Source organism: Achromobacter seleniivolatilans (assembly GCF_030864005.1).
GTDB classification, from domain to species: domain Bacteria; phylum Pseudomonadota; class Gammaproteobacteria; order Burkholderiales; family Burkholderiaceae_B; genus Achromobacter; species Achromobacter seleniivolatilans.
This window is the reverse complement of record NZ_CP132976.1, coordinates 2,713,870-2,738,513: the sequence shown is the minus strand read 5'-3', so window position 1 is coordinate 2,738,513 and position 24,644 is coordinate 2,713,870. Positions and strand designations below refer to the sequence as shown.

The window sequence follows — 24,644 nt, the reverse complement described above, 5'->3', positions numbered from 1 at the left end:
GAGCGGTCCTTGCTGGTTGTATGTGGGAATTGCGGGCCATGCCGCGTTGAGATGCTTGGGTTCAGTCTTGGCTGATGGACTTGAGGTATTTCTGGGGGTCCAGGCCCATCCGCGTGCAAACGGCCATTTGTTCGTCGTTCAACTGCGAGCCGTTGCCGCCGGGCTGACGCCCGCCCGTTTGGGTGCCAGACAAGGCTGCAATGGCCGGGGCCTGGTCCAGATAGGCCTTGAGCTGGGCGGGGTCCTTCATGCCCAGGGCCACCGCCCAATCCTTCAGGGCAGGCGTCAGCTTGTTGGCGGAGAGGGCGACCGTGACCAGCTCGGCCACGTCGCGGGCGCGCTGGTCCGTGGTCAGCGTTGCGACTTGCGCCTGCAAAGCGGACAGCGCGGCGATGGGCACGTACTTGGCCGGGTCGGGCTTGCCTGCGCTCGAAGTCAAGGCGGCCACCTCTTCCTTCTTGTTTTCGACCTCGGTCGTCAGGGCGGCGACCTGGTCGGCGTCCTGCTTGGCCTTGTCGGAGTATTCGCTCAGCTTGGCGAGCGCTTGCTCTTCGGTCGCGTCGTCGGCCAAGCCGAGCAGCGCGAAGAGCGCCTTCAAAAGTTCATTCATCTTGCTTTCCTTCGGAGATTGGGCGGGAAGGAGCTGCGCCCCGCCATGCGCGATACCAGGTGCGAGCGCGCTGGCCACCGCCAGGCGCACCGCCTCCATGTTGTCTAGTGCCGGGTTGTTGGTCAGCGCCGCATGCAGGATGTCCTGCGGCCTGCCTTGCTTGTCGTAGGTAAAGACTGGCGAGATGTAGAGGTATTCCTCAGCCTTGATGTAGGCCTGGGCGCGCTGCTTCCAGTCCACCCTGGCATACACGCCTTCGCCTTCGCGCCACTCCAGCGCGACCATCCAGCCCGAAGCGGGCGCGGGCTGGCCGTTGGTAGCGGCGGCCAGCGTCTGGTGTTCGTAGTCGATGACCAGGCGGCGGTTGCGGGCGTTAAATCTGGCGATAAGAGCGCGGGCAATGTCGCCATCCATGCGCCAGGTGTCTACGTCCTCGGGGCGGCCATCCGAGGCGCGGAATTCGCCAGCGGGGAAAACCTGAATTTCGTCTTGGGCCTGGCCGTCCTTGCCAGGGCGCAGCGCAATGCTGAGAGCGGCCACCATGGGAGCGGCGGCGGCGGCAGGGCGGGTCGAGCTGGGAGCGGATGCGGATCGGGTCTTAGCCATAACCGCCATGGTGCCGATTAGCGCCCGCGCCGATTAGTTGAAAGACTTCAGTAGGTCCGGCTGGGGAATCGCGGCAAGCGGTGGGAGAAAACCCGCCGAATTGGCGGTTCTGTGCAAACCGCAGGGGGGCCAACAGGTGCCGATAGCGTTAAAAGGGTTTTTAACGCTGGGTTAACGATAGGCTGGGACCGAATGGGTAACGATGCCGCACCCCACCCCCTACAAATCGCGCCACGGCCCGATTCTGCGATTTCGGTCTAGACCGTCTGACGGAGCAATCCGAACCGTTCCGATTTCGCCCTAAGCCATTCGGCTGACCTGGTCAGGTTATGCCGGGCCGTCCTTGAATGCCCCGGCCAGATAGTCCGCCGCCAGCTCTTCGCTTTCGGTCGCGTCCTCGGCTGAGATACCCAGGTATTGACGCGCCGGTATCTTGACCTGGCTGACCACGCGCCCGCCGACCTTGAGCGCCTTGGCCTTCTTGGGGCGAATGACCCCGCCAAACTGGTGAATCGCGGCGTACTCCAAATTGCTGCCCACCAGGACCTGGTCAGGCATGACCTGCCAGTGTATGGAGCTGCGTAGGTATCCGCGAAGCGTCAGCACCTTGTCTTTGTTGGAGGGCTTGGTCTCCCTGTACCAATTGCTCAGGGGCGTCCACGCGCTGCCATCGGGGGCCGTCTGAGTGCCAAAACGGTCCTGGCTGGAGCTGGCCAGGTACTCGCCTATTCCGCGCAGGGCGGGGGTCATATCCGCCATCAGCTCAGTCAGCCGCTTCATGGCCTGGGCGAACTGAACGTCATTGACCTCTACAACTAGCATCGTGGCCATATACGTCTCCGCCTACTTCGCCGCGCCGCCAGGCTGGCCATACCAGAGGTTTCCGCCGCGCACCTGGGCGAGCGTGGCGCTATCGCCCAGCGGCAACCGCGCCCAGGACTCTAGATAGCCCCCGCCCACCTGGGCGACCAGCGCGGCCTCGGTGCCATCAGCCTGGCGGTATCCCTTGATGAAATGGGTACGCAGGACATACCCGCCCGTCACGCGGCTCCTGTAAAGGTTTTGCCACACTTCCCAGGGCTGGGTGAGGAGATCCACCAGGAGGGCCAAAAGCGGCAGCGGCTCGGCTTCCCTGGCCAGTGGAACGGCCAGCGACCGTGCAACCAGCGCAATAGGGATATCTTGCGTTTTCACCAGGCGCACCGGCCCGCCAAGAACTTCCGCGACCTGGTCGGTCAATGTGCCCGGCGCGTTAACGGCGGACGCGGGCGGCGGCGGGGCCGGGACTGTGGGAATGACATCGGGTCGGCCTGCGGAGCTGGGCGAGCCAGGCAGGACGGGCTGCCATCGGCTGGGCGTGAGGTCCGGCCCAAAGTGCAGGGCTTGATCCGCACGTGGGCCAAGCGCGCCCTGCGGCACCGTCGCGCCTGGCGCATACTCAAAGCCAGGGTCTATACCCTCGGGGACGCGCACCGTTCGCGGGGTGGGGCCATGCTGGCCAATCGTGACCTCGTGCACCGGGATGACCGGGGCCTGGTCAGGACCATCTTTCCCGAGTTTGCGCAGCTGCCTTTCAGTAAGCGCCCGCACCGAGCATTGACAGCCCCAGCCATTGGGGGGAAAGAACGTGTCCCAAAACGGATCATCCCAGCGCAGCACTAGGCCATCTAGAGCCAGATGCTCCGGCCTGGGATGCTTTACCGCATCGGAATGTACATACATCCAATACGGGTGCGTTTCCGTCATGCTCAATAGCTGTTCACGACGGCCAGCGGCAAAGCTGGTGAACATGTTTGTTTCGTAGATGACGCGGCTACGCCAATTCCGTGAGCCGTTGTAGTCCCAGCCATGGGTGGCGACGATACGGTCAAAATCCTTGCGGAACGACTCCAGTGACTTGCCCTCGGAAATCGACTTTTCCACCGCCTCAAAGAAGTCTTGCACCAGGGCTTCCCGCGTCGCGCCCGCGATAACAAAGCCATGGTCATGTCCTGCGGTGTACAACTGGGTCCAAGACTCGGACGGCAGGGGAACCTTGCGCCGAAAGAACGCGATTTGTTCGGCAAAGGGAATACGGCCAACGCTGAAAACGGGACTAGGCACGGGCTTCGTCCAAGATGTCCGCCCGGCCCGCAAGCGCCGCCGCCGTCAGTGCTTCGGCCAAGGCAGCGGCGTAGTCTTCAATGCGCATGTCGGGCGCAAGCGCGAGCAATCCCTCCCGAACCTCCGACAGGTTCTTGGCTCGCTCGACCAAATCGCGAACCTGGTCAATCCAGTCATTCAAAGTCGGGGCGGCATCGCTGGCCAGGCGGTCCACCTGGCCTGTCGCCGTCGCGATGGGCCGGGCGACAAGCGCAGCTCCGGTAGACCTGGACAATACTGCCAACGCCGCCCCGAGTTGAGACGTGGCGGCGGCAAGCTCGCTTTGCCCAGGCTGCTGTGTAGGTGCAGCCAGCCTGACCAGTACGGCCTGGCCTGCTGCGGGCTTCGGAATGTTGGCACGCTCGTGCGCCCAATCCACGGGAATCTGCATCCCAGCGTCTACCAAGCGCGGCAGGGCTTGGGAGAGGGTGCGCAGGTCGTCAAAGCGGCGCGTATCGAAACGGAATTCAGGAGGGCGACGACCGTCTGCGCCAGGGATGTTGAGCAGGCGTAGCGGGGCGACGATGTCCCGATTGATGGTCGCTGCCAGCTGGCGCGCATCCGACACCAGCAAATCGTGGCGAACCTCGTTATGTACATTGCCCAAGGCGTTCGTGGACGACTTGCCATCGGCCTGGCTCGTCAGCGTGCCGCCAAGGATCACTTTAGACTGCGTCCGCTCGCACCATGCAATCATTGCCTCGAAAGGCTCCTGCGTCCCTTGGGCGGCGTTCTCGAAGTCGATGGCCATTCCATCCGGGATGATGCCAGCCGCATTGTGGCCAATGCCTGCCACGGCGGCGAGCAAGGTAGCTTTCTCCCGCTCGGTCGTACCAGCGGGGTACTTGCCCAGGCGCAGCGGCAAGCCGTAGATTTCCAGGAACTCGGCCAGGTCCCGGACGGAATAGTTTTTGAACAGATACGGCCAGGCTAGGGTGCGGTGTAGGCCCGCCCGCGTGAGATAGCCGGACCGCGCTTTGTGCTGATGCACGACCCAGCCGAGCGGCCAAAGGGCTTGCCCTTCGGCGGAACCATCGCGCAAGCGCAGCGCGTTGCCGTCATGCTGGAGCGTCTGGAACCAGCGCTGCGGGCGATGCGTAAAGGAGCGCTGTAGGGCCACGCTCCCAACTTGGTGCCATTCTGTCTCCATGGGCGCGAAGCCATGGCCTGCCGCGTCCATGCAGTCCAGCAGCAATTCGTCAAAAGCGGGTAGCTCCGACATCCACTCGCGGAGCATGGCCGTGTCGCGCTTCTCCTGCGGTGTTGCCCCAGCCGGTTCGTGAACCTCCCAGTCCAGCGTCAGAATGGCCCGCTTCCGCTTGGCCATCTCGGACATGATGTGTCCGTCCTTCTCCTCCATGTCCGAGAACAGGTCGGCCTGCGCCGTCAGGTTGCCTTGCTCCGCATCCTCAAGAATATGGTGCAGGCGCTGCGGCGTGAGGCCGCGTGAGGGGTGCTCAGCCCATTCACGGCGCACCCAGCCCAGGCGGGCGCTTTGCGGTTCGTGCAGGGCTTCCCGGTGCAAGGGGCGGCCACGGGAATCAACAAGGTTTGTCATAGGTTTCCTACCAGGCCCCCACATCCCGAGAATGAGCGTCTGTCACATCATCCTGGTCAGTGTCGTCGGGGCGTTTGTGAGCGGGCGTGTATTCAAAGATGCCGAATCCAGTTGTTGCCGCCATCCACAGCATATGGAGGGCGTCTGGGCCGTCATCGTGATCGGCCATGGGCCAATGGGTAAGCTGGCTGTTGAGCGTCTTTTGAGACGGATGGAGCCGGATGAGGCCGTTGGCCACATGAGGCTGTATCGACGCAATGCGCAGGTCCTTGTCCGTTCCCGGAGTGATGCCCCGCGCCGGAACAGGAATGCCCAGCGCAGCAGACCGTTTAACCAGTTCGGTGCGTAGGAACTCCTGGAACTGCACCGCCTCAACGACCCACAGCAGGCAGCGCCATTCACGTTGCATGGCGATAACGTCGCTGATGATCTTGTCCGGCACACGCTTGGCAATCTTTGCCTCAACCACGTCAAGGACCCCCGTGACGCGATTGAAGCCGCCGACCAGGAGCGCGGACGGATCGCGCCGATTTCCTGCCTTGCCTAAGCTCGGATCGCAGGCACCATAGAAAATCCAGTCTGCCAGGCGGTTGACCCAAAAGGTGATGACGCCCGAGAACGGCGCGTTATCGCCCGCGACGGGATCGTTTTGCAATTCGGAGTCAAACGCATCGTGTCCGTCGCGAGCGCGGATGACCATAAGCGACAGGATCGGGCGGGCAGCGGGCCATGAAACCATGGCCCCTTCAATCATCTGCGCCTCATTGGCGGCATAGAACAGACGGGCAGTGTCTGGCCCATCGTTCCTATACAGCTCTTCCCACTGGTCCCACAGGTCCATCCGGCTCGGCCAGGTGATGACCGCTTGAAACTTGATGCCGCGCCAGAAATGATTCTTCAGAAGGCGGGACAGTACCGAGTCGTAATGCAGCACGGTGCCGATGATGACCACGTCCAGCTTCTCGCCTGGTCCGGCCAGTTTCATGACGGACTTGGCAATCCAGCCTTGCAGCTTGTCGCGTTGTTCGGGAGAGCGTACGTTTTCGTCGTTCTCCAGATCGTCGCCCACGGCCAGGTCTGGCCGGTGGGGGCCATGACGACGGCCTCGTATTCTTTTCCCGGCACCAAAGACTTCGACCATGCGCCCATTCTTGGTGATGATCTTGCCGACCTGCCAGGTGCTGCCTTGGCCAGCCGCCTCAGGGAAGTCCATGGCCAAGCGCGGATTGCTTTCCAGCTCGGCCTTGATCGCCTCCAGCATCACGGCGGCTTGCTCGAAAGCGTCCATGATGATGACCGGATACCACTTGCGCTCGGTGATGACACACCACAGGACGAATATCTGGCTGGTGATTGTTGATTTCGCTTCGCCGCGTGGGGCTGCCACCACGTCCGATTGCGACTCGGGCAGCGCCACCATTTCCGGCAAGCGCTTGTATAGATAGTCATGCAGCTGGCTGTTGGCTTTGCTGATGTAGTGCGGGAAATAGGTGCGGGCGAAATACTCGAAATCGTCCCAGGCCCTGGCCCTACGCTCGCGGGCAACGGCGGGGTCAGGACTGAAACCCGATACCTCGGCCTCGACCAGCGCCCGCATGCCTGCGGCCAGCTGCATGACCTCGGCCATGAACGCTTTGCGGTTCGTCCGCTTGGCCTTGATTTCAAAGCGAGCCATGTGTCACCCGCCGAAGTTGTTGGCCAGAACCTCGCCAAACGGCTCCAGAATCTGGACGAAGGCGGTAGCGTGCTTGGGGTGGCGCTGCTGGATGAAATCGGCCAGAAGCTGCACGACCTGCATGGCCGTGGCCAGTTCGCTCGTCTCCGGTAGGATGCGCTTGGACGCCGAGACGGTCTTGTTGTAGGCATCGGCCAGGCTGGCCAGCATCTGCACCTTGGCCGCTGGCTTGATGTCGGTGTCCACGCTGACGGCGTCCATCGTGGCCTGGTACTGCATGACAAGCCCCGCCAGCATCTGGCGGGCGATGTTCTCGATGCCCCCGCCGGAAAGCAGCTGTGCGGCCTGCGCCTTGTCCCAATCGTCACCGTCCTTGGCCGATTGGCTTTTCCAGCGCGCCGCCGTCGCATAGGAAACGCCAGCCTTGAGGGCTGACACTTCCAACGAGAGCCGGTCATACACGTAGGCACGCCGGACCGTGTCACGGGTTTCCTTAGGGTGGGCCATGCGTCACAGGCCCAGCTTTGCCTTGGCCAAGGCGATACCCACGGCGACAATTCCGCCCGTCACACCACCGGCCGCAGCGCCATACCGTACCGCGTCCTTGCGAACGTCCTGGCGGACACGATCAAGCTTGCCGTCCAGGTTGTCCAGCTTGCCGTCCACACGGCGAAGCAATTGCAATTGTTCATCGTGTCCAGCTCCGGTGTTCGTGTCTTTGGCGGTCATGCTTGTTTGTCCTGTTTGGAATCCAGTTTGTCGGTCATGCGGTCCAGCTTTTGTTCGATGCGGCGCATCAGTTCTTCCATCTCGCCGCGCCGGGCGTATTCGCTCGCTTCGCGTGCGAGCTGTTCACGCAATGCAGCAAGCTCGGTTCGTAGGACCGCGATCTGCTGCGTGTTCTCTTTCTGGTCGCTTTGCACCCGCCTGGTCCACATCCCGACCAGCGCGGCAATGATCATCACCACGACACTAAATATCTGTGCGCCGCCAATCTCGACCGTCATGGCGATTTCCCTTCGTCCAGGTCCAAGATGGCATTGAGCTGGGCTTCAATCTTTCGGCAAATGGCGGCGTTGTCGTGATGAGCCGTCAGGACATCGGCCTGGCTCACGGTGCTGCGGGTAAGGTCTGCGGCATCGGCACCGCCGAAGGGGCCAGAGGAAGAAAGCTCGGGGGACGTTCGCGCAACGCTGCCGGTAGCCGCTGGGGCTTCGGGCATTCGTAGGCCAAGGGCGGCGTTGTAGTCGCGCACCCAGCCAACAGTGAAAGGACGATCAGGCAGGGGAACAGGAGCCGCACCGGGCTTCTCGATGTAGACGGTAGACACATGGGGAACTCGCTTCTTGAGGTCATCAGATAGCTTGGCGCGCTCGGCGTGGCTGGCCAGGAGCGCGAGCGACAATTCGTCGCCGCGCTCCTGCTCGACTTGCAAAGCACGCATGTGGTTTACGAGCGCGGTTGCGGTGGCTTGGTTCTGCTGGGCGACATAGTCGTTATGGCGGGCCTCGCCCTGTGCGCTGGCGTAGGCATGTCCCTGGGCGTACCCACCCAGGCCAGCAAGCACGACTAGGAGAAACCAGCCCGTAGCCGCGTCAATGCCGAGCCAAGACAGAATGCGGGCAATCATTGCGGACCGCCTGCATCGTCGGGCGTATTCCGGGGCTGCTGCAAACAGGGCTGATCCACATAGCGCAGCGCTGCAATCAGCACGCCCAGCACCATGGAAATCCAGGCGAAACGGGATTGCTCGACGACGGACCGAAAGAGGGGGAGCAGTTCGTAGGCCGCCGAAGCGACCGCTAGGAGCAAACCTAGAATGACGGTGTACGAGCGATGCAGTCGCCGCCAGCTCTTCGTGAGCTTGAGGCGGCGCGTCATAACCAGGCCCCGGTCAGGAACAATTGCCGCTCGGCCTTGCGTCGACGTTCCAGCCCGCGAAGGGGGACGCCGCCCGCATAAATCCATTTGGGGAATTCTTCGGCTGCTCCGGCGTAATCGCGGGCCAGCACCTTGCGGGCGAGCGTGGAGACTTGGCCGCTCATCAACACGAACAGCCCGGACTTGATGCCACGTTTGCCGGGGCCTACGTTGTACAAGAAAGACACCAGCGCATCGAACTCGCCACGCGTGAGGGGCACGCTAGCAAAGAACTTCTTAACGGCGTTCTCGCGTTCAATCAGGTCTTGCGCAAGCATGGCGTCAGCGACTGCCTGCGTGATGACCAAACCCTCATACACATCCAGGCCAGTGTGGCCCCAGCCGATTGTCCAGCATTTGCCGTGTGGGTCCCAATAGGCTTTCAGGCGGCAGCTCTCGAAGTGTTCGATAAGCGAGACGCCAGCCTCTGAAGTGTGTTCCGGGTGCATAGTCGTGTCCAATAGTTGCTGGACATGACTATGCCGATGCTGCGCCTAGAGCGCGCCGTGAATCACTTCAGTGGGTGTTTGTATAGAGTCAGAAGAGGCCGAGCTGACCAGCGGCCCGCACAGCTTGTTCGGCCTGGCCGAAGCGGTCGGCCATCTTGAGGATGGACCAGATATGACGGTCGGAATAGCCGTAACGTACGGCCAGGACGGAGACAGCCTGTATTGCTGACGTATCGCGGGTGAGGCGGTCGAACGTCTGCCGGATGTCGCGGTAGATGTACTCCACCAGCGCATCCCGGCAGCGCGGAATGTACAGCGATTCACCGCCAAAGTGCCGCACCATGGCCATGGCGGCATCGGGTCCAACGACCTCGGCCAGCGCTTCAAACTTGGCCTCTCCGAGTCGGGTTTCGCGTTGGGGTACTGCAAAGGTCGTGCCACCGAGCTGGCGCACCAGCTCCGACGTTGCGCGCAAGCCAATCACCGCAATCAGAGCTTGTGCTGCGGGCGGAACCAGTCCGGCGACCTCAGACAGGTCGGTGCGGCTTGCGGCAATCTTGTTCACGGATAAGCCCGTCCATGTCGTTTGGCGTCAATTGCGAGCGCCGCAATCAGCTTGGAAAGCGCATGCTCGTCGCAGAATTCCAAGGCGTCCACCTTGGCTATGCGCTTGACCATCCCGTCCAGATAGCGACGGTCTCGGCCTGCCGCATTCAATTGGGCCGTCAGCTTCGCCAGCAGGCGCTGGCGAGAGGTGCCAACGCGGTCCAGCTTGGCGCGGCCCTGGGACTTAACGCCCAGGCGGGCGAAGTGATCCAAGACGCGACGCAACTGCGCGATGTCCAGATCCTTGCTGCTTGTCAGGCCGGTTTGCGCCTGGAGCATGGCGCGATACTCATCGTCGCTCATACCCGCTTGCGTCTTGAGAACGTGAACGGCGGAAATGGCGCGCTTGCGTGCCACGGCCAGCGGAGTCGAAGGGCTACGCATCGGTGACGGCCTCATCACGCGGCAGGCTGGCCCTGACAGCGGACGCACCAATTTCAACAAGCTCCACGCTTGCATTGTTGGCAGTGAAGTGGCGCAGCATGGTGCGCACCGATAGCCAGTTATGGGAATGGAACGTAAAGCGTTTTTCCGCGCCCATCTGCTTGGCAAAGCGCTTTCCGCCAATTTTTACGAGATTCTTGCGCTCCGCTGGCGAATACAAGTACTGCTCGCACGGACGCAGAAAGCGCCTACGTTCTTCGCAGTCTTCCACCAGCTGCTTGCCTGTCTGCCGACCGTTGATATACACCGTCAGGCCGAACCTGAGCGTGCCGGTACGCACAACCGCGACCGTCACACGGTAGCCGTCGCAGACCAGGCCCACGCAGCCCCAGGGCGACGCCAGCTCGGTTGTGATCGCCTTCATATCGTCTTGCTTCAATTTCGTCATGTTTTGGTCCCTAAGCCGTCGCTATCGTGTTACGGCCTTCATTGCGTTGCTGCTGTCGCTTTGCCCAGAACGCCTGGCGTGTCGGGCTGTCCTTCTCGCAGGCCCTGCACCGTGAGCGCAACCGACCTCTGTCCATAAAATAGAACTCGCCGTCTGCTGGCCAGAAGTTCTTGCAAGCAGCACACTGCACCTCTGTGCCCAGCTCGGTTTCTATGCTCTTACGCATTTGTGCCGCTCTCCAAAAATTGCCGGGGCCGCACACCCCGCCCGGCCAGGGTCCTGAACCGCGCACGTTTACCCGCGTGCGCCCGTCGACGGCTGACGGTAGATCGGGGCCATTGCAGCCGTGGCGCGTCAGATTGCCGCGAAGTCCAGCGAAATGGGGGTGTACTCGTCGGAGCCTTCTGCGCGCTCGTAGAAGCGGATATAGGGCTTGCTGCCGTCCACGCGCAGGCTGTCGCCAATCGCGGTCATGGCACGCTGCCATTTCTCATCCTTGATATTGAGACGACGCAGGCCGAGGACGCGGGCGGTGTTGATCTGCCCTTCCTGGTCAACCCGGAAAGCGTCATTGACCAGCACCTTGATTTCATCCGTGCTGCTTGCGGACCAAGCCATGATGCATTCGTCAATCAGCGTCTTGGCCGCTTGCAAGCGCTCATCGAACGCCAGGCGCTCTTGCACCTGGCGCACGATCTTGTATTGGCCGTTGAACGAGACAACCGTAAGGTTTCCCTTTCGTCCGCCGCTCTTGACGCCGTACATCTCCAGGCTGGTCGACGTGAACGCGTCCAGGTCTGAAAATGCGGCGCTCTTGAATTCAGCCAGCTTGGCGCTGATCGCCTTCGCGTTAACAATGAGTGATTCGACCGTCTGATCACGCAGCTTGTCGATATCGCTAACCATCGCCTCGGGAACGAGGGTGCCGTCAGCGCGGGCGCGGTAGCCGGGGGGTATTTGCTTGCTCATGAGTTTCCTTCGTGCTTAGTGGTAGGAGGGGGTTTCGTGGGGAGTGCCATAGCCGCTGGCGACCTCAAAGGCGCGACCGTTCCACGGTAGGAGCTTTCTGGCCATCTGGTTGGAGGCAAAGCGCGCCATGTGACCCAAGGCATGCTCCGAAATGCATCCCATGGCATGGAGCGATTGCGCGATGCCAAGGCTCGTGCCGTAGTTGGCGAACATCTGGAGGGGACTGTCTTCCGGGGACGGGGGGCTTTGCAGCTCAAAATAGGCCCGCACACATCGGTCAAGCTCCGGCGTCCAGCGGGCGCGCTCGGTCGTGAGCTGTTCGTACAAGGCGCGGTGCGCGGTGCATTGGATGTCCGTGACCGTGACGCTGTCAGTGCTTCGCGGATTGTTCATGGGTGATACCTCCTGGCGCTTACTGCGGGATAGTCCAGACGGCGCGCACGGCGAACACGGACGCGCTATGCCATTGCGTTGCGGAATTTCGGGTGCTGCCGCCCGCCATGCTGACGAGCTGGTCGGCTTGGTCGGGCAGGATCGGGCCGAGATTGACCACCGGGCGGCCCTCATCGTTCGGTGCCACGTCCTGGTCAACGATGCGCAAGCCCAGCTTGCGCAACTCGCGGCAGGCCGCATTGATCGTGGCCAGGCGCGCCTGGATATCCAGCGTCAAGATCGCGGGGCGGTGAATAACGCTTTCGCGGAATAGGGATTGATCGTTAACCATGCGTGAGTCGTTTGCAGCGTTCATCATTGGAATTCCCCGATGATTTCGGATGAGGGCGTGGCTTGCGGGCTGACATACTTGGCGCGGTGCGGGCAGGTTTGGCACGCCCGCCAGTGGCGCAGCTCGCGGGGATTGTTGATGGGCGGCGTCTCGCGGTCCGCGTGCCCACGGCATTCCGCGCCGGTAATGACCGTTGCTTGGCCATGAAACTCCGTCAGGAAGGGGCAATGCACCTTCGTGAATGCATGAATGGCTTTCTCGGCCAGCTTGGATACGCTAGCCTTGCCGGTGCCATAGGGGCCGCAATGGTTGATGACCTGCGACAGTGCCGACCGCGAGCAATTCATTCTCTTTGCCGTTGCGGTGATGCTGCCGGATGCCTTCACTTCTGCGCGTACCAAATCAAGCCAGGACGACATACTCACGTTCCTCATTGGGGTCATAGACGCAATCCTTGCCGCGTCGGGTCGGCGCAAGCGGGCCGCTATCGCGCACCAGCAGATACCGCTTGAACCCGTTGCTGGTGGGCTTCGTGCCCGGCTCGCGCCGCATTTCGATCAGGTAGCCAGTGGCACGCAAGGCGCGCAGGTACTTCTGGACGTTGTCGGTCGTGCGTTTCATGGTCTGGGGGGTGGCGTCGCCGTCGCAAAGCAAGGCGACCACTTCGGGCACAGACGCCTTCTGACGGATGCGCAGCAGTCTCCAGACCTTTTCACGCAAGGACCCCGCCGTGTCGCGAGCCTTGCCGCTCGGCCCCTTCGGGCCGCTCTTGAGGTTGGCCCCCGCTTCCAATGCAATGCGCCCCTCGGGCGTAAGCTTGAATTTGCCCGGCTTGACCTTGCCATCGCTGTACTGCTGACGCGACAGAAACGCGTGCGATACAAGCTTGTCGCAAGCGCTGATTACCTGCTTACGTTCCAGGCCGGACTCACGGACGATGTCCGCCAGGTCAAGCTGGTCGGTTGAGTCAACCAGGCGATGCAATGCAGCCATGACGGCCTGGGATGTCCATACGTGGCTCATGCCGTCCTCCCAGGGATGCGTGTGCGTCGACCCTGCCAGTCATGGCACAGGGGGAAGTCCTTGATATGCTCGGCTCGCACTTCGGTCAGGCCATTCGTTGCGGCGAGACGTTCGAGCGCGGCAATGCCGTTCATGACCAGACGCATGCGGCCATCGGACTGGCGGTGCAGCTCCGCAACGACCTCATCGGCAATCCTGACCTCGCCCAGCTGCCGCGCCGTGAGCATCACGTCTTGCTGATTCAACGGCTGAAAGTGAACGACCTGGGCGACGCGACTGGAAATCTGCGGATAGCGCGCAATGCGGCTTTCGATGGTTTCCATTCCGACCAGGACAACCAGGACCTCGGTTAGGTCGGAAATGTCGCGCACGCATTCCAATATGGATGCGGTAGTGCGTACAGTGAATTCGGCTTCGTCAATGACGATGGGTGTCTGGCGGGCGGCGACGTGGCCGATGATGCGGGCCTGGACTTCCTGATTGCGGCCCGTATTGGACAGCTTGAGGCAGTCTGCCATTTCGGACAGCAGGCCGCGCTTGGTCCAGGTTTCTTTGGCGCGCAGATAGATAGCATTGGTATCCATCGCAAAGCGGTCTACCGTCTCGCTCTTACCCAGCCCGGCAGGGCCAGTCACAAGCAGGATGGAGGCTTCACGCGCCCCGCGCTGTTCTACAGCCTTGACGGCCTCAACGAAGCGCACATAGTTGCTATTTTGGACAAAGGCTTTTTTCACGGTGTAATATCCTCCTGACTCTTGCAAGTCAGCTTTCCCGGCCCGGTTGGTGTTCCCGCACCTTCCGGGCCATTTCATTAAGGCCTCACGCAACCTTGCGTGCGGGGTTCTTGAAACTGTTCAATTCCTGTTCGTCCTGCTCGCTCCAGGCCAAGCCCAGCAGCTCATAGCGCTCCGCGAACAGTGCGTAACCATCCGGGTCTCGGACGTATTCAGAAAGGAATTGCTTGTCTGATTCCTTCCACGCGGCATGGCCTTCAGCCTTGAGCCATTCGTATCGCTCGGACGGGTTGCGGAAGGCCGGGCGAACGGCGGCGACGGTGGCTTGTTCGCGGGAGACCTCGATGGCTTGGACATCCACGGTCTGCCCCAATCGCAGGGCGTCGATTTCCGCCAAGAAGGGAACGCGCTGCGCCGGGTCGTTCTCCAGCAGCAGCGGCCCGCCGTGCAGCTCTTCGCGGACTTCCGTGAGCTTGTCTTGCAAGCGACGTGCGCGACCTTCTGCACGCCTGCGGTTTGCGCGGTCCAGGAAGCTCTCCGGCATGAAGTCGCGACGATTGCCGTCCAACTGCGCCTTGCATAGCAGGACGCCTTCGGCGTCGTGGACCCACACCTGGCTGGGGTCGTGGATGTCGAACCCGACGTTGACGCCCTCGCCGTGGTACTCGGTCAGCTCATGCGAAAAATAGGTATTGTTGAACAGGCGAATTTCGCCCCGCAGCACGCGGCATTGCTGCTGCGGACGGAATAGGTGGTCGGCCTCGCTCGGCAGCAACCGCACCAGGTCTGCGCCGTCCTGGACTCCCTTGGCCCATGCTTCATTGGGTGTCATGTGACGCCGCTTACCCGTAGTTGGGTCCGACATCATCGGCAGGCCACGATGGGGCCGGTCGTTGTATTGCTCGACCTGGTCAGCGGCAAAAGCAACAAATTCCGGCCAGGCCATGAGTGCACGGCTTGCGCCCAAGCGTTTGACATCGCGCCGGGTCAGCTTGTGGACCTTGTTGCTTGCCTCCGCGTCCATATCCTTGCCGATGTAGGTAGGTAGTTCCTTGGCGGCGCGCACCCATATGGATTGGTGGGCGCGTTCGATGATGCCTCGCGCTTGCGAGTTGTAAGGCAGGGAATGCGTCAGCGTGGTCCCGAGCCGAGACAGCAGGCCAGTGCCCGGCCCGCTAATCATTGCGTTGATATAGCCCGCCCCCCGGTCCACATAGAACACGCTGGCGATGCCGCCTGTCTGGGTTGCAACGCGCAGCGCGTCAAGGACAGCCAGGCCGGATTCAGCCAGGTCCGTCGACCAGCCCAAAGCCTTGCGGGTACTGGTGTCCAGCACGGTCGTGATTTCGGGGCGAAACGGGCGACCATGCCGAGGGTGCGCGACCTCCGCGTCAAAGGCGTGGCCGTCTGCCATATAGATATCGCCAGGCCAAAGCTTGGACGTGTCCCGACGCACGAAAGGCTTGATGGCCTTTATCTCGCGGGAACCCATGCGCCCCTGTTCAATCGCGACGTTGCCCATCTGGCCGATGAAGCGGCGCAAGGTGTCGTAGCTGGGCGGGGTCACGCCCTTCGGCAGATACGCGGGTAGCTGGTCGTGCACCCAGCGCAGTGATGGCTTTTGCGGGCGCTGGTAGAGCTTGAGCGCGGCATCAGCCCACGGCGCGACAACTTCTCGCAGCCAGCTGCCGCGCCGGGTCTTACCAGCGCTCGCAGGCGCGAGCAGTTCTACGGCATTGGGTTGCCGCAGGTCGAACTTGGCCAGCCAGCGGTAGAGTGTGGCCCGAGTAAGGGTCCTGTTGTTGCCCGCTTTGTCGTTCGCGACTGCAACTGCCTGCGCCAATGGGGGGGGGAGTTCACGATTCTGGGCGGCGTAAACCGTCTGCTGTATCGCTTGGCTCATACCCACGGAAGCCGCCAAGCGATGAACATGCAGCAAAAGTGCGGCACGGGCCTCTGCTACCGCTCGTTGTTTGGATGACAGAGCCACGGCAGCACTTGCCGCTTCCAACTGGGGCGTGCTACGGGCAGCTGCCTGCGTTGCCTGTTTCAGCTGAACCGCAGCACGGACGTAGGGCGGCACGAAATAGCGTCTCACGATACCGCGAGCGCCTGCGCCTGAGCCAGATTTGGATTCCAAGAACGCCCATGCTTCTGCTTGCGCTCGGCGACCGATGCTCGGCAAGGTTGACGGCAAGCAAGGCAACGCTAGGCCAAGAAGTTCAGATGCCGTATACGTGGCCTCAGACGCTTCCTCGCCAGCGTTAAATCGTTGTGTTACAAGGACATCCGATACTGTGACCGTAGTCATTTCGAATCTTCCTTATCCAGTGTTTTCGGGTCTGGTTTGATCCCTAGGGCAATGGCGGCGCGGTGAGATTCCCCACGTATGCCTTTGTTGCGGCCATATAGAAGCTCCCTGACTACGTGGTAGCTAAGGCCTTCCTGGCGGCACCATGAACTGATAGTCACGCCGTTGGCACGGAACCACGCCAAGTCCCGCGATGGGGAGCGGCGGGACGTCGCTGGAGAGGCAGTATTTTTTTTCATCGCAGCCGTGTTGGAATGCGTTGTTAAAAGTTGGATTGTGTTGGATTATGGTAAAGAAATATTTACCTGTCAATCCGTAATTAGGGAAAGTTTTGATGACCATAGGGGACCGTCTCCGTGCGGAAAGGGAAAGACTAGGGCTGTCGCAGACAGCCCTGGCTGCGCATGCGGGCACGTCAAAGCAGGTGCAAATCAGCTATGAGAAGGGCAAGACATTTCCCAATGCTGAGTATTTGGCCGTGTTTGCAGAGCTGGGCGCAGATATCAATTTTGTTGTGACAGGTAAACAAAATTTGACCTTAGCCCCGGTACGCACCTCTTTGCCCCTAACCCCTCGGGAAGAGGCGTTAATTGATAACTACCGTCACACGGCCGAAGTCGGTAAAAGGGCTATAGAGGCCACGGGGGCTACGCTGGCGCGCGAAATCTCCGCGCGCCGCAAGGCTAGCGGCGAATGATGAGCACTATTGAAGTCGCTATGTGAGGGAAACGGCCGCAACCAGCTCAGTTCCGGCCTGGTTAAATTTATTATTAATTTTCAAGGACTTAGAGGGATGTCATTGACGTCGAGAAAATTCACCGGCACGCAACCTGTCCTCTCCTTCCTGGTTGCGTCATCCCTCACTTTTGGGGCCTTCTTCTCCGCCACCGTTTTGGCAGGTGCGCAGGGGCCAGCCGATGCGGCGGCGGTCCGCTTCATACACGCAGATGCATCGCAAACTGGGCCAGCTTTGAAGGCTTGGACAAGAGAGCAGACGCGAGAAGCTGCGGCGGAAGCCGAGGCAGTGATTCGCCGTGCTGCTTTCAGGGTTCGGGCTGCACTGAACGGAAACGATGCAGCTTTCTTCATGGGAGCCGGGGATCAGTACGTGCAGCAGGAGTGGCCCTTGTTCACCGCGCAAGAGGTTCCATACGTCTTCGGCGTGCAGGCATACGACCTAAAAAACAGCTGGGTCCCTTCCTATTCCACATGCGAAGGAGCAGGCAAAGCACTAGGAGACTGGTACCACTTTTTCCGCACGGGCCTGCACAACGGCTATGCGCTTGCTGATCTTAAGGCTACTGGGGCGGCTGAGGAGGTAGAGCGGGAACTGTGGACAAACCTGGCAGCCTGCCAGCAGGCCCTATAAAAGCCCTATCCCGTCGCAAATTGCGTGCGTTTGTTCGCACTTCTTAGCATTTCGGCTAAAGGCGGTCGCAAATGCCCCACTCCGTGGAAATGTGGATAACCCCTTGATCCAGAGGCGGAATTTCTGAGATTCCGGCGGCTGTCTTTGTCTCAAACTGCGCACCTCCCCACACGTTCCCAGCCGCCCAGTTCTTTCAAGACCATCAGAGGGGTTCCGGCCTGTACATGCCATGAGGCCCAGGTATGGCGGAAATCGTGGAATCGAAACCCGGTGATGCCAACCTGTTTGCAAGCGCCCGAGAGAATCGACGAGTCGATCTGACTAATTTGGGCAGGTTCACGACCAGGACGCGGTCGCCGGCTAAAGATTAGGACCGGATGAGTTCCCATACGGCGTCGTAGTACAGCCATTGCGTCAGAGTTCAGCGGGACGGCCCGCGCTCGCTTATTCTTGGCTCGGCCATGCGTAATCCATGCATGAGATTTAGCCATGTCTACATGCGCCCATGAAAGTGACAGCACTTCGGTTGCCCGCATCCCGGTGGCCACCGCGAATAGGCTAACTTCTCGCATCCAGTCGGTAGACATGGCTTGGATTAACTGAACGATCACCGCGGGCGGCTCCCACCGTACGCGTACGTCGGGCTCGACAAACTTTCGAAGCTTCGGCGATCGGTTCAACCAACCCCATTCGACGCATAAGGACAAAATGCGTTGAATGGTCGCAAGATATCGATTCTTCGCCGCGGCTGATAAAGGTTTGGCCTTCCGGTGCGCGTGAGTGGAATGTGTGGGCAGGCCCTGAAGAATGGCGCCGCTTGTTAAAGAACTGACTGCTGTGCCGCCGCCAAGCACGCCACGCCAGTATTTGACGTGGCGTACCTTGGTGTCGTAATCCCGCTGACCTTCGGAAAGGCGGAGCATCTGTAGCGCGGCTTCGTCGAAAGTATGGGTCGGTTCCTCTCCAAACTTCACTTTCCGCCAGGCCTCAGCCTTCAGTCGGTCGTGGTACTCCTGAGCGGCTTTTTTTTCTGTGGTGCCAGAAGAGCATCTAATTCTCGGGATGCCTGGCGAGCAGATGTCGATCTGCCATACCCCGGATGCTTTGTCTCTGCGGATTGACATGGTGAATCTCCGTCGACCTGCAGCGATAGCCGGGTCACATTGTTGCTTTTCTGCCCTAACTGGGCAAGTTGAGAGGGCCAGACGCGCCAGGCACGGCCGCCTGGCAGTCTGAAACCGATCTGTTTTCGGCTGGCGAACACGGTCTGGTAAGACAAGCCCAGCCGTCTCGCCGCCTCCTGGAGGGAAATGGCGATTTCCTCGCTCATTCTCCGTTTGCCTTATCGAAGAGGCGTTCCAGGCCGGCTCGTGCAGCCCGGGCGGTCATCGGGTCACGGCGCCCCAAAGGACGATTCGTCCGTGCGCCGTGTCCGTTGTTCGGCCCTGCCGCTGGGATGTCACTGCATTCCAGCGGGCTTGCTGCGGCCACGACTCGCCGAGCATCGTCCATCGCTGCATTCCACCCTCGGACGTACACGCGGATCTCGGCGTCTACGTGCTTTGGCAGCAGAAGATTCCACACCACATCATCCTGCCTCGTTAGCTGGTTGCGCTTCGAATGAGCGCCGCAGCCTGGCCACTGACGCTCGAGTTCTTGGATTAGAAGTGCGCGGCGCCCTTGGTTGAGGAGTTCGACGATGGTCGTCATTTCGCGCTCCCCGTACCCCGCTCCAATGCTTCGCAGCCAGGTTCAAACGCGATGAAGCCAATATGGCCGTGTTTGTCTTGGCGGAAAGCAAACAGAACGCCACTCTCGGCAAACGACTGAACGAAGCGGAGCCGGTATAACAGGACGCGAGCCATGCTATGCACCTCGACAGAGATCCACGGAGCTGCGTCGTGCCTCGTCCTTATGTCAAATTCGGGGTGGCGAAATTGGAGCATGGTTGGCGTCAACCTACGAGCGATGGCATGAGCAACGCGGGCGCTCGCGCGACGCCGGAATATCTCCACCCAAACCTTGAATTGTTCGGGTATTTCGCCTGAATGAGGCTGTTGCGGCGGCAGGGTTAACGCATCTTCAATGGTCATACCCTTTTGTAAACGGACGCGGACATTCCTCGCCGAAATTGGAGGGTTGAACATCCGTACCAATTCTCCGACAAAGCCTGTGACGCCGAACGCAGTGTGTTGCTTGTGTTGGCGCTCTAGGCCGCGTCTAAAGCCTTGCATCTGCCTGGTTTTGCCGTCTTCGCTAATCTGCCGCGGCCGCCCGCGCTGGTTCGCCTGCGCGAGCTTTCTACCTAAACATTCGCTCGCAGTCGCAAATTGGATGCCGGTGCCTGCTGTAAGTAGGCGGAGCTTGCGTCTGGTCATGCCCATCAATTGCGAGGCGAAATTGAGGCTATGCCCTTGCTTGGCATATGTCCTGGCGAGGGCCTCTTCTTCTGGTGTGATCGGCTTTGTTCGAGCGCCCACGCCCGTACGGGCGGATGACATCGACCTGGCTTTTCTGGTAAGCGCCTCCTCTATGGCCACGCCGGCTCTTAACCGAGTAAGCACGGTGGTTTGGGACACCTTGCAGTCGAACTCCACCATCAGTTCTTTTAACGTGCCCGTGACCCCAAAGGCTGTACGTAGTGCTCGCTCTCGTAGGATGACGTGATTGCGCTTTAGGGCTTCAAGAGTTCCTTCCTTAGCTGGCAAGGGGCGGCCTCGGCGCGCTGCCTGCGCGGCAGCACGACCGAGTTTAGATGCTGTGCTTTGGTGCCCGTACGTGAACCGGATATCGGCGCCGTCATTCGCATCAAGTAATTCCCGGAGCTTAGAGTTCTGCAGCCCAAGCCTTTTTGCGGCGTAAGTGAAGCTATGCCCATCCGCGGCATATCTGCGAGCCTCATCAACGCGGCGATCCGAACTCATTTGGTTTCGACCTCCTGGGGTGCTACCGCAGCAGTCCATGAGGACGCTGGAGCTCACCTCAGAGCGGGCTATTGAGTTCTTTAGAATACTGGAAAGGTCGGCTCGACGGTCTCGACCGCGTGGCGAGTAGCGCTCGCGGAGTGGTCTCTTATATAGCCTTGCCCAGAGAAGACAACGGGGCCCGAAAGCGGTGGCATGGTCGATCATGCAGCTTCCCCTTTCAGTTGGCGCAGCTTGAATCGATCTCCGATCATGGGGTGAGATGCGAACCACAGAGTCTCCTGCGCGCACTCGCTCACGAACTGCTTGAACACACGTGTCACGTCGGCGACCGCCCAAACCTCGTAGTGCGAACCCTCCGCGCTTTCGTGGTTGTTGCGGACCATGCCGTGGACCTTGAGGCTTAGCGGCAACTCGCGCATAACGGTGTCTACCACCCAAGCGGGTAGCCCATAGCGCTGATTCATTCGTGCGCGGATCTTGGTGATCGGCTCGCAGTTCTGCGGGCAGTGGTCCCACACGCGGGATTCTGCGACTTGGACGAGTTGCTTCCGGACTTCTACTACGGCCTGCTCGTTTTGTTCCAGGCGACGTTGTTGGTCCACCATGAGCTGGGCCTGGGCAAGCAGCATCTCGGCAGGGCTGAGCGCCTTAAGGGCGGTGCCGGCTTCCAGGGCTTGCCACCGGTCTACCAGTCGTGCCGTGAACTCGGGCGAAAGCTGGGCGACGACGATGATGCTGTCGCGCTTTCCCTTCTCGCCGGAGAACACGAACTCCGCGGCCGGTCGTCCTCCTGTAGATGCCTTTTCCACCAACGGTGGGAAAGTGATAACCCCTTGATTCGAAAGTCGCTCGATGGTGCGCTTCACACTGTCGTGCCGGGATTCGACCAGATCCGCGATTTCTTGGCTCGTCATGGTGGCGGCAACGCCGCCGTCGATTATTGCGTTCATTGATGTGCCTCCGTGACGGGGGCGCGCCCCGCGGTGTTCAGCAGGGACCGCGCCGCAGCGGCGCTGGCCTTCAATTGATTGTCGGTCGAGGCTTCCAGGATGCTGGTGGTGATCTCCAGCGCGCTGGCCAGGGTGGCGCAGCGCTCGCGGAGGTCGGCCGCCCGTCCTTTCAATTCGGACAGTTCGGCCGTGGCCGCGTCGTACAGGCGGATGTACTGGTTCCGTGCGCGCTTCGCTGCTTCCAACTGTTCGAAAGGGTTGCGGGGCTTATGCATTGGTAAAGCCCTCCACCTTAGACAGATGATTAGCAAGCTCTTGCGCGCGGGCACGACCTACGGAGGCCAGGCCGTGCAGCGCCGGGGGATTGTCGGCACTATCCAGCGGCATGAGTTCATCCAGCGCATCGAAAAGCGCCTGAATTTCCCACGCCATAGCGGCCAGATCCGTGGGGGCGGGAATGTTGTTCATTCTTCACCCCGAGACTTACGGTGCCGCAGGAAAGCCCCGTGCTCCAGAAGCTGGCCGGCTTCCGCCGCGAGAGCTCCAAGGGCTGACACGAAATCGCCCATCACGTCGGCCGGGACCGGCTCCATGCCGTCCGCGGGGATGTAGCCAAACGGAGCCGCCAGATCCTTGATGCGTGCAACGCGGTCTTCGGCCGCAGAAATCAATACTTCCGGCGGGGCAAGGGGATTTGCAGCCAGCGCGTCAGCTGCGTCGAGGTCATCAGGGCCGGCGCCAATGCAAAACCGAACGTCGCGACCGTCGCTGCGAATGATAAGAGGGGCTTTCATGCCGCACCCCCTTCCAAACTCTCAGACTTAATTGCGTCGCGCAGAGCGCAGATGGCGTTGCAGGTGACGACGCGCACACCTTGCACCTCGACAACCGGGATTTCCGTGCCGTGGATGTGGATGAGGTGATTCATTGGCCACCTCCTTGCTTCTTAATGGAGTCAATCGCGTCATCTGCGTTCTCGAGGTGGCGACCGCACAAGTCGAGCGCGGCATTGACAAGCCCATTCAGCTCGGCGGGGTCCTTGGACGCTAGCGCATTCAGCGCTTCCAGAATGAATAGTGTATGGAGCAGTCCGGAACGAGCTAGTTCGAGAGCGGGAAGTCCGGCGGGAACAATACTGGGCAAATCTCCAGGTTTCGCTGGAGCGTGGGGGTGTGCTACATTTTGGGCGTGACAAAGCCCCTCCGTCCCCTCAGGGCGGATCAGTAATTTGGACATGTTGGCCTCCTCAGGCTGCCCGGGGTTGCGCGGCAAGATTCGCACTCTTGCCCATCACACGAGCCTCTAGTCGATTCGCACTCGTCTAGAGGCTTAGTCTTTTGGGCCGTGAGTACGCCGTAAATATAAGCTCAACTATTTGCAATGTAAATAGTCTGGCTATTTATATTTCAGACGTGCTGGCGTGCTCTTCATGAAAATCAGTATGAAGGGCCATGGAGGCTTGAGGAACGGGCGTAGTTTGAACTTCTGAAGGCATTGATGCCCCCGTCGCTTCTGGAAGAATTAGGAGGGGGGAAGCCCCCGGCCGTCGTTCGGCGTTTTCAACACAACAACCTCCGGGCTCAAAGCGTCTTGTTGAGCTGCCCGGAAATATGCGTCCGAAGCTGGAGGCGTTGTCGCTCCCAGTGCTCGTATTGTGCACATTGCTTTTCAAGCTGGCGCTCGGTCCATTCACTTTCGACGCCGTCTAGTTCGAGGAGGTGCCGAATTGCAGCCACCCCTCGACCGCGGACCAACCGCAGATTTAGGGTGGTCAGCCGCCAAATCAAGATTCTTACTCGAGCCGTCCGGTCGAAACGCTCAATCGGAGGAAAGATAGTGTCTTTGTTGAGGCTGCTTGCCAGCACAGTTGCTTGGCGCAGGATTTCAACCTCTACGTCCTTTCGCCCGCTGTATTGGTTGCGATCTTCGAGCAACACCTGGAGAGATGCGATTCCTTGGTGTACTCGCTTCAAATGACCGGGGAGTGCTGCTTTCCGTTTTTGGAGAGCGGCAGGCGCATCTTCGTGAAAGTACTCGTTCAAGTGTTCGAGCACCCTACCAGTCCAAATGGTCTTCGTTGGACGAAAATTGCAGACCAAATTGACCCGGCGCTGGAATGTCTCCGGCCCAAATGCCGCTGCGCTTTGAAGGGCCCGCGCCAAGCTGCGGGCGGCTTCCCGCGTAGTCCTTCCTGACCCTCGCCGGGATCGGAACGCCGCAGACGCGGCCCTCAGGAAGGTTCGTTGCTCTGCCAGCCATCGTCCAGCCGGCAATGCCATGGCGAACTTTGCACGGCTGGCTCTTTCATGGAAAACGTCGTTGGCCAGACGGACCGATAGGTCGGAGTCGTGCAGGAAAAAGTCCCGATTGAGGTGGATATGCATGCTTGAAGCATCTGCGCTCTTCAAGGCCGCAATCGCATCTTTGAACTCTTCGGCGGTCGGGATCGTCATTTTTTCGCACTGATTCCTGGATCTTTTTCTATTTCATCCAATATGGCCGCTAGTCGGCCTTCAATCAGGCCCTTCTGCCGGTCGGTCAATGCATCGAAGCGGGACCTCGGTATGGAAAAAAAAGGCCAGTCATTGGGCTCATCCTCCCGATTGACTCCGCCCAACTCCTTGGTGAGATCGTACTCCGCAGCAATGCTGGGGCTAATCTCCCATGGAGAACACTGCAACAGCTTTGCGAACTTCAGGACGGCACTCGCATTTAGCGCGATGCGCCCGTTGAGGTACTGCCACACCGTTCCTTGAGATCCGAAACCACCCGCTGCGGCGGCTTTCGCTTGAGAGCCGCCGTGCGCCTCCTTCCAGGCGTCGAACAAGAGTCTCAGTCTGGCGGCATCGTCCTGCTGCTGTTGGGAAAGCTCTTTTTTCATTACGCGTCCTAAAAGCCAGACTTTTAACATGAATAGCTGCACTTGTATTGTCAGTTCGAATAGCTGTACTATTTGACCTAAATAGTAAAAGGCTGAGCAATGCACCTATCCGTATACCTGAAAGAGCAGGGGCGCTCCCAAGCCCAATTTGGTGCAGCGCTGCGGCCACCAGTCAGTCAAGCGTTGGTGAGTCAGTGGGTGTTGGGGCATACCGCCATCTCACTGCATTATTCAATCGAAATCGAGCGCGAGACTAGTGGGGAGGTCACGGTGCGGGACTGCGCCGCAATGCTCCAGCGTCAGCATAAGGGGCGAGCTAGACAGCAGGAGCGCCCGCATGCTTAACGCCGACATCACC

35 protein-coding genes are annotated in these 24,644 nt (G+C 60.5%); 3 read left to right on the top strand and 32 right to left on the bottom strand.

From position 1 onward, the window contains the following. Positions 1 to 61: 61 nt before the first annotated feature. The 22 genes from RAS12_RS12165 to RAS12_RS31075 all read right to left on the bottom strand — a co-directional run bounded on the left by RAS12_RS12165 (position 62) and on the right by RAS12_RS31075 (position 16,398). Complete coding sequence (locus RAS12_RS12165; RefSeq protein ID WP_306948739.1) at positions 62 to 1,216, bottom strand: phage protease; 1,155 nt, start codon at positions 1,214 to 1,216, stop codon at positions 62 to 64. Positions 1,217 to 1,543: 327 nt separating this feature from the next. Next, positions 1,544 to 2,047 carry a phage virion morphogenesis protein gene (locus RAS12_RS12160; protein ID WP_306948737.1) on the bottom strand — a complete coding sequence of 168 codons (504 nt, stop codon included), beginning with the start codon at positions 2,045 to 2,047 and terminating at the stop codon, positions 1,544 to 1,546. Between the two features lie 12 nt (positions 2,048 to 2,059). Beyond that, entirely contained in the window at positions 2,060 to 3,319 is a 1,260-nt protein-coding gene (locus tag RAS12_RS12155) for a phage head morphogenesis protein (RefSeq protein WP_306948734.1), read from the bottom strand. Beyond that, positions 3,312 to 4,916: a DUF935 domain-containing protein gene (locus tag RAS12_RS12150; protein WP_306948732.1), complete on the bottom strand. Its 1,605-nt coding sequence runs from the start codon at positions 4,914 to 4,916 to the stop codon at positions 3,312 to 3,314. Before RAS12_RS12150 ends, RAS12_RS12155 begins: the two co-directional genes overlap by 8 nt. Positions 4,917 to 4,923: 7 nt before the next feature. Beyond that, a complete protein-coding gene (gene terL, locus RAS12_RS12145; protein ID WP_306948731.1) occupies positions 4,924 to 6,591 on the bottom strand; it encodes a phage terminase large subunit in 1,668 nt (555 codons plus the stop codon). Positions 6,592 to 6,594: 3 nt separating this feature from the next. After that, the gene (locus RAS12_RS12140) at positions 6,595 to 7,098 is read right to left on the bottom strand and encodes a DUF1804 family protein (protein ID WP_306948728.1); all 504 of its coding nucleotides are present in this window, start codon (positions 7,096 to 7,098) and stop codon (positions 6,595 to 6,597) included. A gap of 3 nt (positions 7,099 to 7,101) precedes the next feature. Continuing rightward, positions 7,102 to 7,320 (bottom strand): hypothetical protein, encoded by a 219-nt coding sequence (locus tag RAS12_RS12135; RefSeq protein WP_306948726.1) that lies wholly within the window; start codon positions 7,318 to 7,320, stop codon positions 7,102 to 7,104. Then, positions 7,317 to 7,598, bottom strand: a complete 282-nt coding sequence (locus RAS12_RS12130) for a hypothetical protein (RefSeq protein WP_306948724.1) — start codon at positions 7,596 to 7,598, stop codon at positions 7,317 to 7,319. The genes RAS12_RS12135 and RAS12_RS12130 overlap by 4 nt, the downstream gene beginning before the upstream one ends. Beyond that, positions 7,595 to 8,221 (bottom strand): hypothetical protein, encoded by a 627-nt coding sequence (locus RAS12_RS12125; RefSeq protein ID WP_306948722.1) that lies wholly within the window; start codon positions 8,219 to 8,221, stop codon positions 7,595 to 7,597. Before RAS12_RS12125 ends, RAS12_RS12130 begins: the two co-directional genes overlap by 4 nt. Beyond that, positions 8,218 to 8,472 (bottom strand): DUF7940 domain-containing protein, encoded by a 255-nt coding sequence (locus RAS12_RS12120; RefSeq protein ID WP_306948720.1) that lies wholly within the window; start codon positions 8,470 to 8,472, stop codon positions 8,218 to 8,220. Before RAS12_RS12120 ends, RAS12_RS12125 begins: the two co-directional genes overlap by 4 nt. Further along, complete coding sequence (locus tag RAS12_RS12115; RefSeq protein WP_306948718.1) at positions 8,469 to 8,960, bottom strand: lysozyme; 492 nt, start codon at positions 8,958 to 8,960, stop codon at positions 8,469 to 8,471. The genes RAS12_RS12120 and RAS12_RS12115 overlap by 4 nt, the downstream gene beginning before the upstream one ends. An 88-nt stretch (positions 8,961 to 9,048) precedes the next feature. Then, a complete protein-coding gene (locus RAS12_RS12110) occupies positions 9,049 to 9,525 on the bottom strand; it encodes a Mor transcription activator family protein (RefSeq protein WP_306948716.1) in 477 nt (158 codons plus the stop codon). Then, positions 9,522 to 9,950, bottom strand: a complete 429-nt coding sequence (locus RAS12_RS12105) for a regulatory protein GemA (protein ID WP_306948714.1) — start codon at positions 9,948 to 9,950, stop codon at positions 9,522 to 9,524. The genes RAS12_RS12110 and RAS12_RS12105 overlap by 4 nt, the downstream gene beginning before the upstream one ends. Further along, positions 9,943 to 10,398 (bottom strand): hypothetical protein, encoded by a 456-nt coding sequence (locus RAS12_RS12100; RefSeq protein WP_306948712.1) that lies wholly within the window; start codon positions 10,396 to 10,398, stop codon positions 9,943 to 9,945. The genes RAS12_RS12105 and RAS12_RS12100 overlap by 8 nt, the downstream gene beginning before the upstream one ends. 354 nt (positions 10,399 to 10,752) lie before the next feature. Beyond that, the gene (locus RAS12_RS12095; protein ID WP_306948711.1) at positions 10,753 to 11,367 is read right to left on the bottom strand and encodes a DUF3164 family protein; all 615 of its coding nucleotides are present in this window, start codon (positions 11,365 to 11,367) and stop codon (positions 10,753 to 10,755) included. A 15-nt stretch (positions 11,368 to 11,382) separates the two neighbouring features. Beyond that, on the bottom strand, positions 11,383 to 11,760 hold the full coding sequence (locus RAS12_RS12090) for a hypothetical protein (RefSeq protein WP_306948709.1): 378 nt from the start codon (positions 11,758 to 11,760) through the stop codon (positions 11,383 to 11,385). Between the two features lie 19 nt (positions 11,761 to 11,779). Then, positions 11,780 to 12,118, bottom strand: coding sequence for a hypothetical protein (locus RAS12_RS12085; RefSeq protein WP_306948707.1), 339 nt, complete (start codon positions 12,116 to 12,118; stop codon positions 11,780 to 11,782). Next, on the bottom strand, positions 12,115 to 12,510 hold the full coding sequence (locus RAS12_RS12080) for a hypothetical protein (protein WP_306948705.1): 396 nt from the start codon (positions 12,508 to 12,510) through the stop codon (positions 12,115 to 12,117). Before RAS12_RS12080 ends, RAS12_RS12085 begins: the two co-directional genes overlap by 4 nt. Further along, positions 12,494 to 13,114, bottom strand: coding sequence for a hypothetical protein (locus tag RAS12_RS12075; RefSeq protein ID WP_306948701.1), 621 nt, complete (start codon positions 13,112 to 13,114; stop codon positions 12,494 to 12,496). The genes RAS12_RS12080 and RAS12_RS12075 overlap by 17 nt, the downstream gene beginning before the upstream one ends. Next, positions 13,111 to 13,848 carry an AAA family ATPase gene (locus tag RAS12_RS12070; RefSeq protein ID WP_306948699.1) on the bottom strand — a complete coding sequence of 246 codons (738 nt, stop codon included), beginning with the start codon at positions 13,846 to 13,848 and terminating at the stop codon, positions 13,111 to 13,113. The genes RAS12_RS12075 and RAS12_RS12070 overlap by 4 nt, the downstream gene beginning before the upstream one ends. An 85-nt stretch (positions 13,849 to 13,933) precedes the next feature. Next, positions 13,934 to 15,751: a Mu transposase C-terminal domain-containing protein gene (locus RAS12_RS12065; protein ID WP_306948698.1), complete on the bottom strand. Its 1,818-nt coding sequence runs from the start codon at positions 15,749 to 15,751 to the stop codon at positions 13,934 to 13,936. A gap of 404 nt (positions 15,752 to 16,155) precedes the next feature. Beyond that, on the bottom strand, positions 16,156 to 16,398 hold the full coding sequence (locus RAS12_RS31075) for a helix-turn-helix domain-containing protein (protein WP_371321277.1): 243 nt from the start codon (positions 16,396 to 16,398) through the stop codon (positions 16,156 to 16,158). Positions 16,399 to 16,493: 95 nt separating this feature from the next. Here RAS12_RS31075 and RAS12_RS12060 point away from each other — a divergent pair, with 95 nt between their 5' ends. Together RAS12_RS12060 and RAS12_RS12055 are read left to right on the top strand one after the other, a co-directional pair. After that, positions 16,494 to 16,856, top strand: coding sequence for a helix-turn-helix domain-containing protein (locus RAS12_RS12060; RefSeq protein ID WP_306948697.1), 363 nt, complete (start codon positions 16,494 to 16,496; stop codon positions 16,854 to 16,856). Positions 16,857 to 16,865: 9 nt separating this feature from the next. After that, positions 16,866 to 17,528, top strand: a complete 663-nt coding sequence (locus tag RAS12_RS12055) for a hypothetical protein (RefSeq protein WP_306948695.1) — start codon at positions 16,866 to 16,868, stop codon at positions 17,526 to 17,528. A 149-nt stretch (positions 17,529 to 17,677) separates the two neighbouring features. Here the strand turns inward: RAS12_RS12055 and RAS12_RS12050 are convergent, their stop codons facing one another. The 10 genes from RAS12_RS12050 to RAS12_RS12005 form a co-directional block, all read right to left on the bottom strand. After that, positions 17,678 to 18,652 (bottom strand): tyrosine-type recombinase/integrase, encoded by a 975-nt coding sequence (locus RAS12_RS12050; protein ID WP_306948694.1) that lies wholly within the window; start codon positions 18,650 to 18,652, stop codon positions 17,678 to 17,680. A gap of 202 nt (positions 18,653 to 18,854) precedes the next feature. After that, complete coding sequence (locus RAS12_RS12045) at positions 18,855 to 19,238, bottom strand: hypothetical protein (protein WP_306948692.1); 384 nt, start codon at positions 19,236 to 19,238, stop codon at positions 18,855 to 18,857. After that, a complete protein-coding gene (locus RAS12_RS12040) occupies positions 19,235 to 20,452 on the bottom strand; it encodes a hypothetical protein (protein ID WP_306948690.1) in 1,218 nt (405 codons plus the stop codon). Before RAS12_RS12040 ends, RAS12_RS12045 begins: the two co-directional genes overlap by 4 nt. A gap of 203 nt (positions 20,453 to 20,655) precedes the next feature. Then, entirely contained in the window at positions 20,656 to 21,405 is a 750-nt protein-coding gene (locus RAS12_RS12035) for a Rha family transcriptional regulator (RefSeq protein ID WP_306948688.1), read from the bottom strand. Further along, a complete protein-coding gene (locus tag RAS12_RS12030; RefSeq protein ID WP_306948686.1) occupies positions 21,402 to 21,680 on the bottom strand; it encodes a hypothetical protein in 279 nt (92 codons plus the stop codon). Before RAS12_RS12030 ends, RAS12_RS12035 begins: the two co-directional genes overlap by 4 nt. After that, on the bottom strand, positions 21,673 to 21,873 hold the full coding sequence (locus tag RAS12_RS12025) for a hypothetical protein (protein WP_306948684.1): 201 nt from the start codon (positions 21,871 to 21,873) through the stop codon (positions 21,673 to 21,675). The genes RAS12_RS12030 and RAS12_RS12025 overlap by 8 nt, the downstream gene beginning before the upstream one ends. Beyond that, positions 21,870 to 22,199, bottom strand: coding sequence for a hypothetical protein (locus RAS12_RS12020; RefSeq protein WP_306948682.1), 330 nt, complete (start codon positions 22,197 to 22,199; stop codon positions 21,870 to 21,872). The genes RAS12_RS12025 and RAS12_RS12020 overlap by 4 nt, the downstream gene beginning before the upstream one ends. After that, positions 22,196 to 22,333 (bottom strand): hypothetical protein, encoded by a 138-nt coding sequence (locus tag RAS12_RS12015; protein WP_306948680.1) that lies wholly within the window; start codon positions 22,331 to 22,333, stop codon positions 22,196 to 22,198. The genes RAS12_RS12020 and RAS12_RS12015 overlap by 4 nt, the downstream gene beginning before the upstream one ends. Positions 22,334 to 22,985: 652 nt before the next feature. Further along, positions 22,986 to 23,858 carry a hypothetical protein gene (locus RAS12_RS12010; protein WP_306948678.1) on the bottom strand — a complete coding sequence of 291 codons (873 nt, stop codon included), beginning with the start codon at positions 23,856 to 23,858 and terminating at the stop codon, positions 22,986 to 22,988. Beyond that, positions 23,855 to 24,286, bottom strand: a complete 432-nt coding sequence (locus RAS12_RS12005) for a hypothetical protein (RefSeq protein ID WP_306948674.1) — start codon at positions 24,284 to 24,286, stop codon at positions 23,855 to 23,857. Before RAS12_RS12005 ends, RAS12_RS12010 begins: the two co-directional genes overlap by 4 nt. Positions 24,287 to 24,385: 99 nt before the next feature. Between RAS12_RS12005 and RAS12_RS31070 the strand changes: the two genes are divergently transcribed. Further along, positions 24,386 to 24,631: a helix-turn-helix domain-containing protein gene (locus RAS12_RS31070; protein ID WP_371321276.1), complete on the top strand. Its 246-nt coding sequence runs from the start codon at positions 24,386 to 24,388 to the stop codon at positions 24,629 to 24,631. Positions 24,632 to 24,644: the final 13 nt, after the last annotated feature.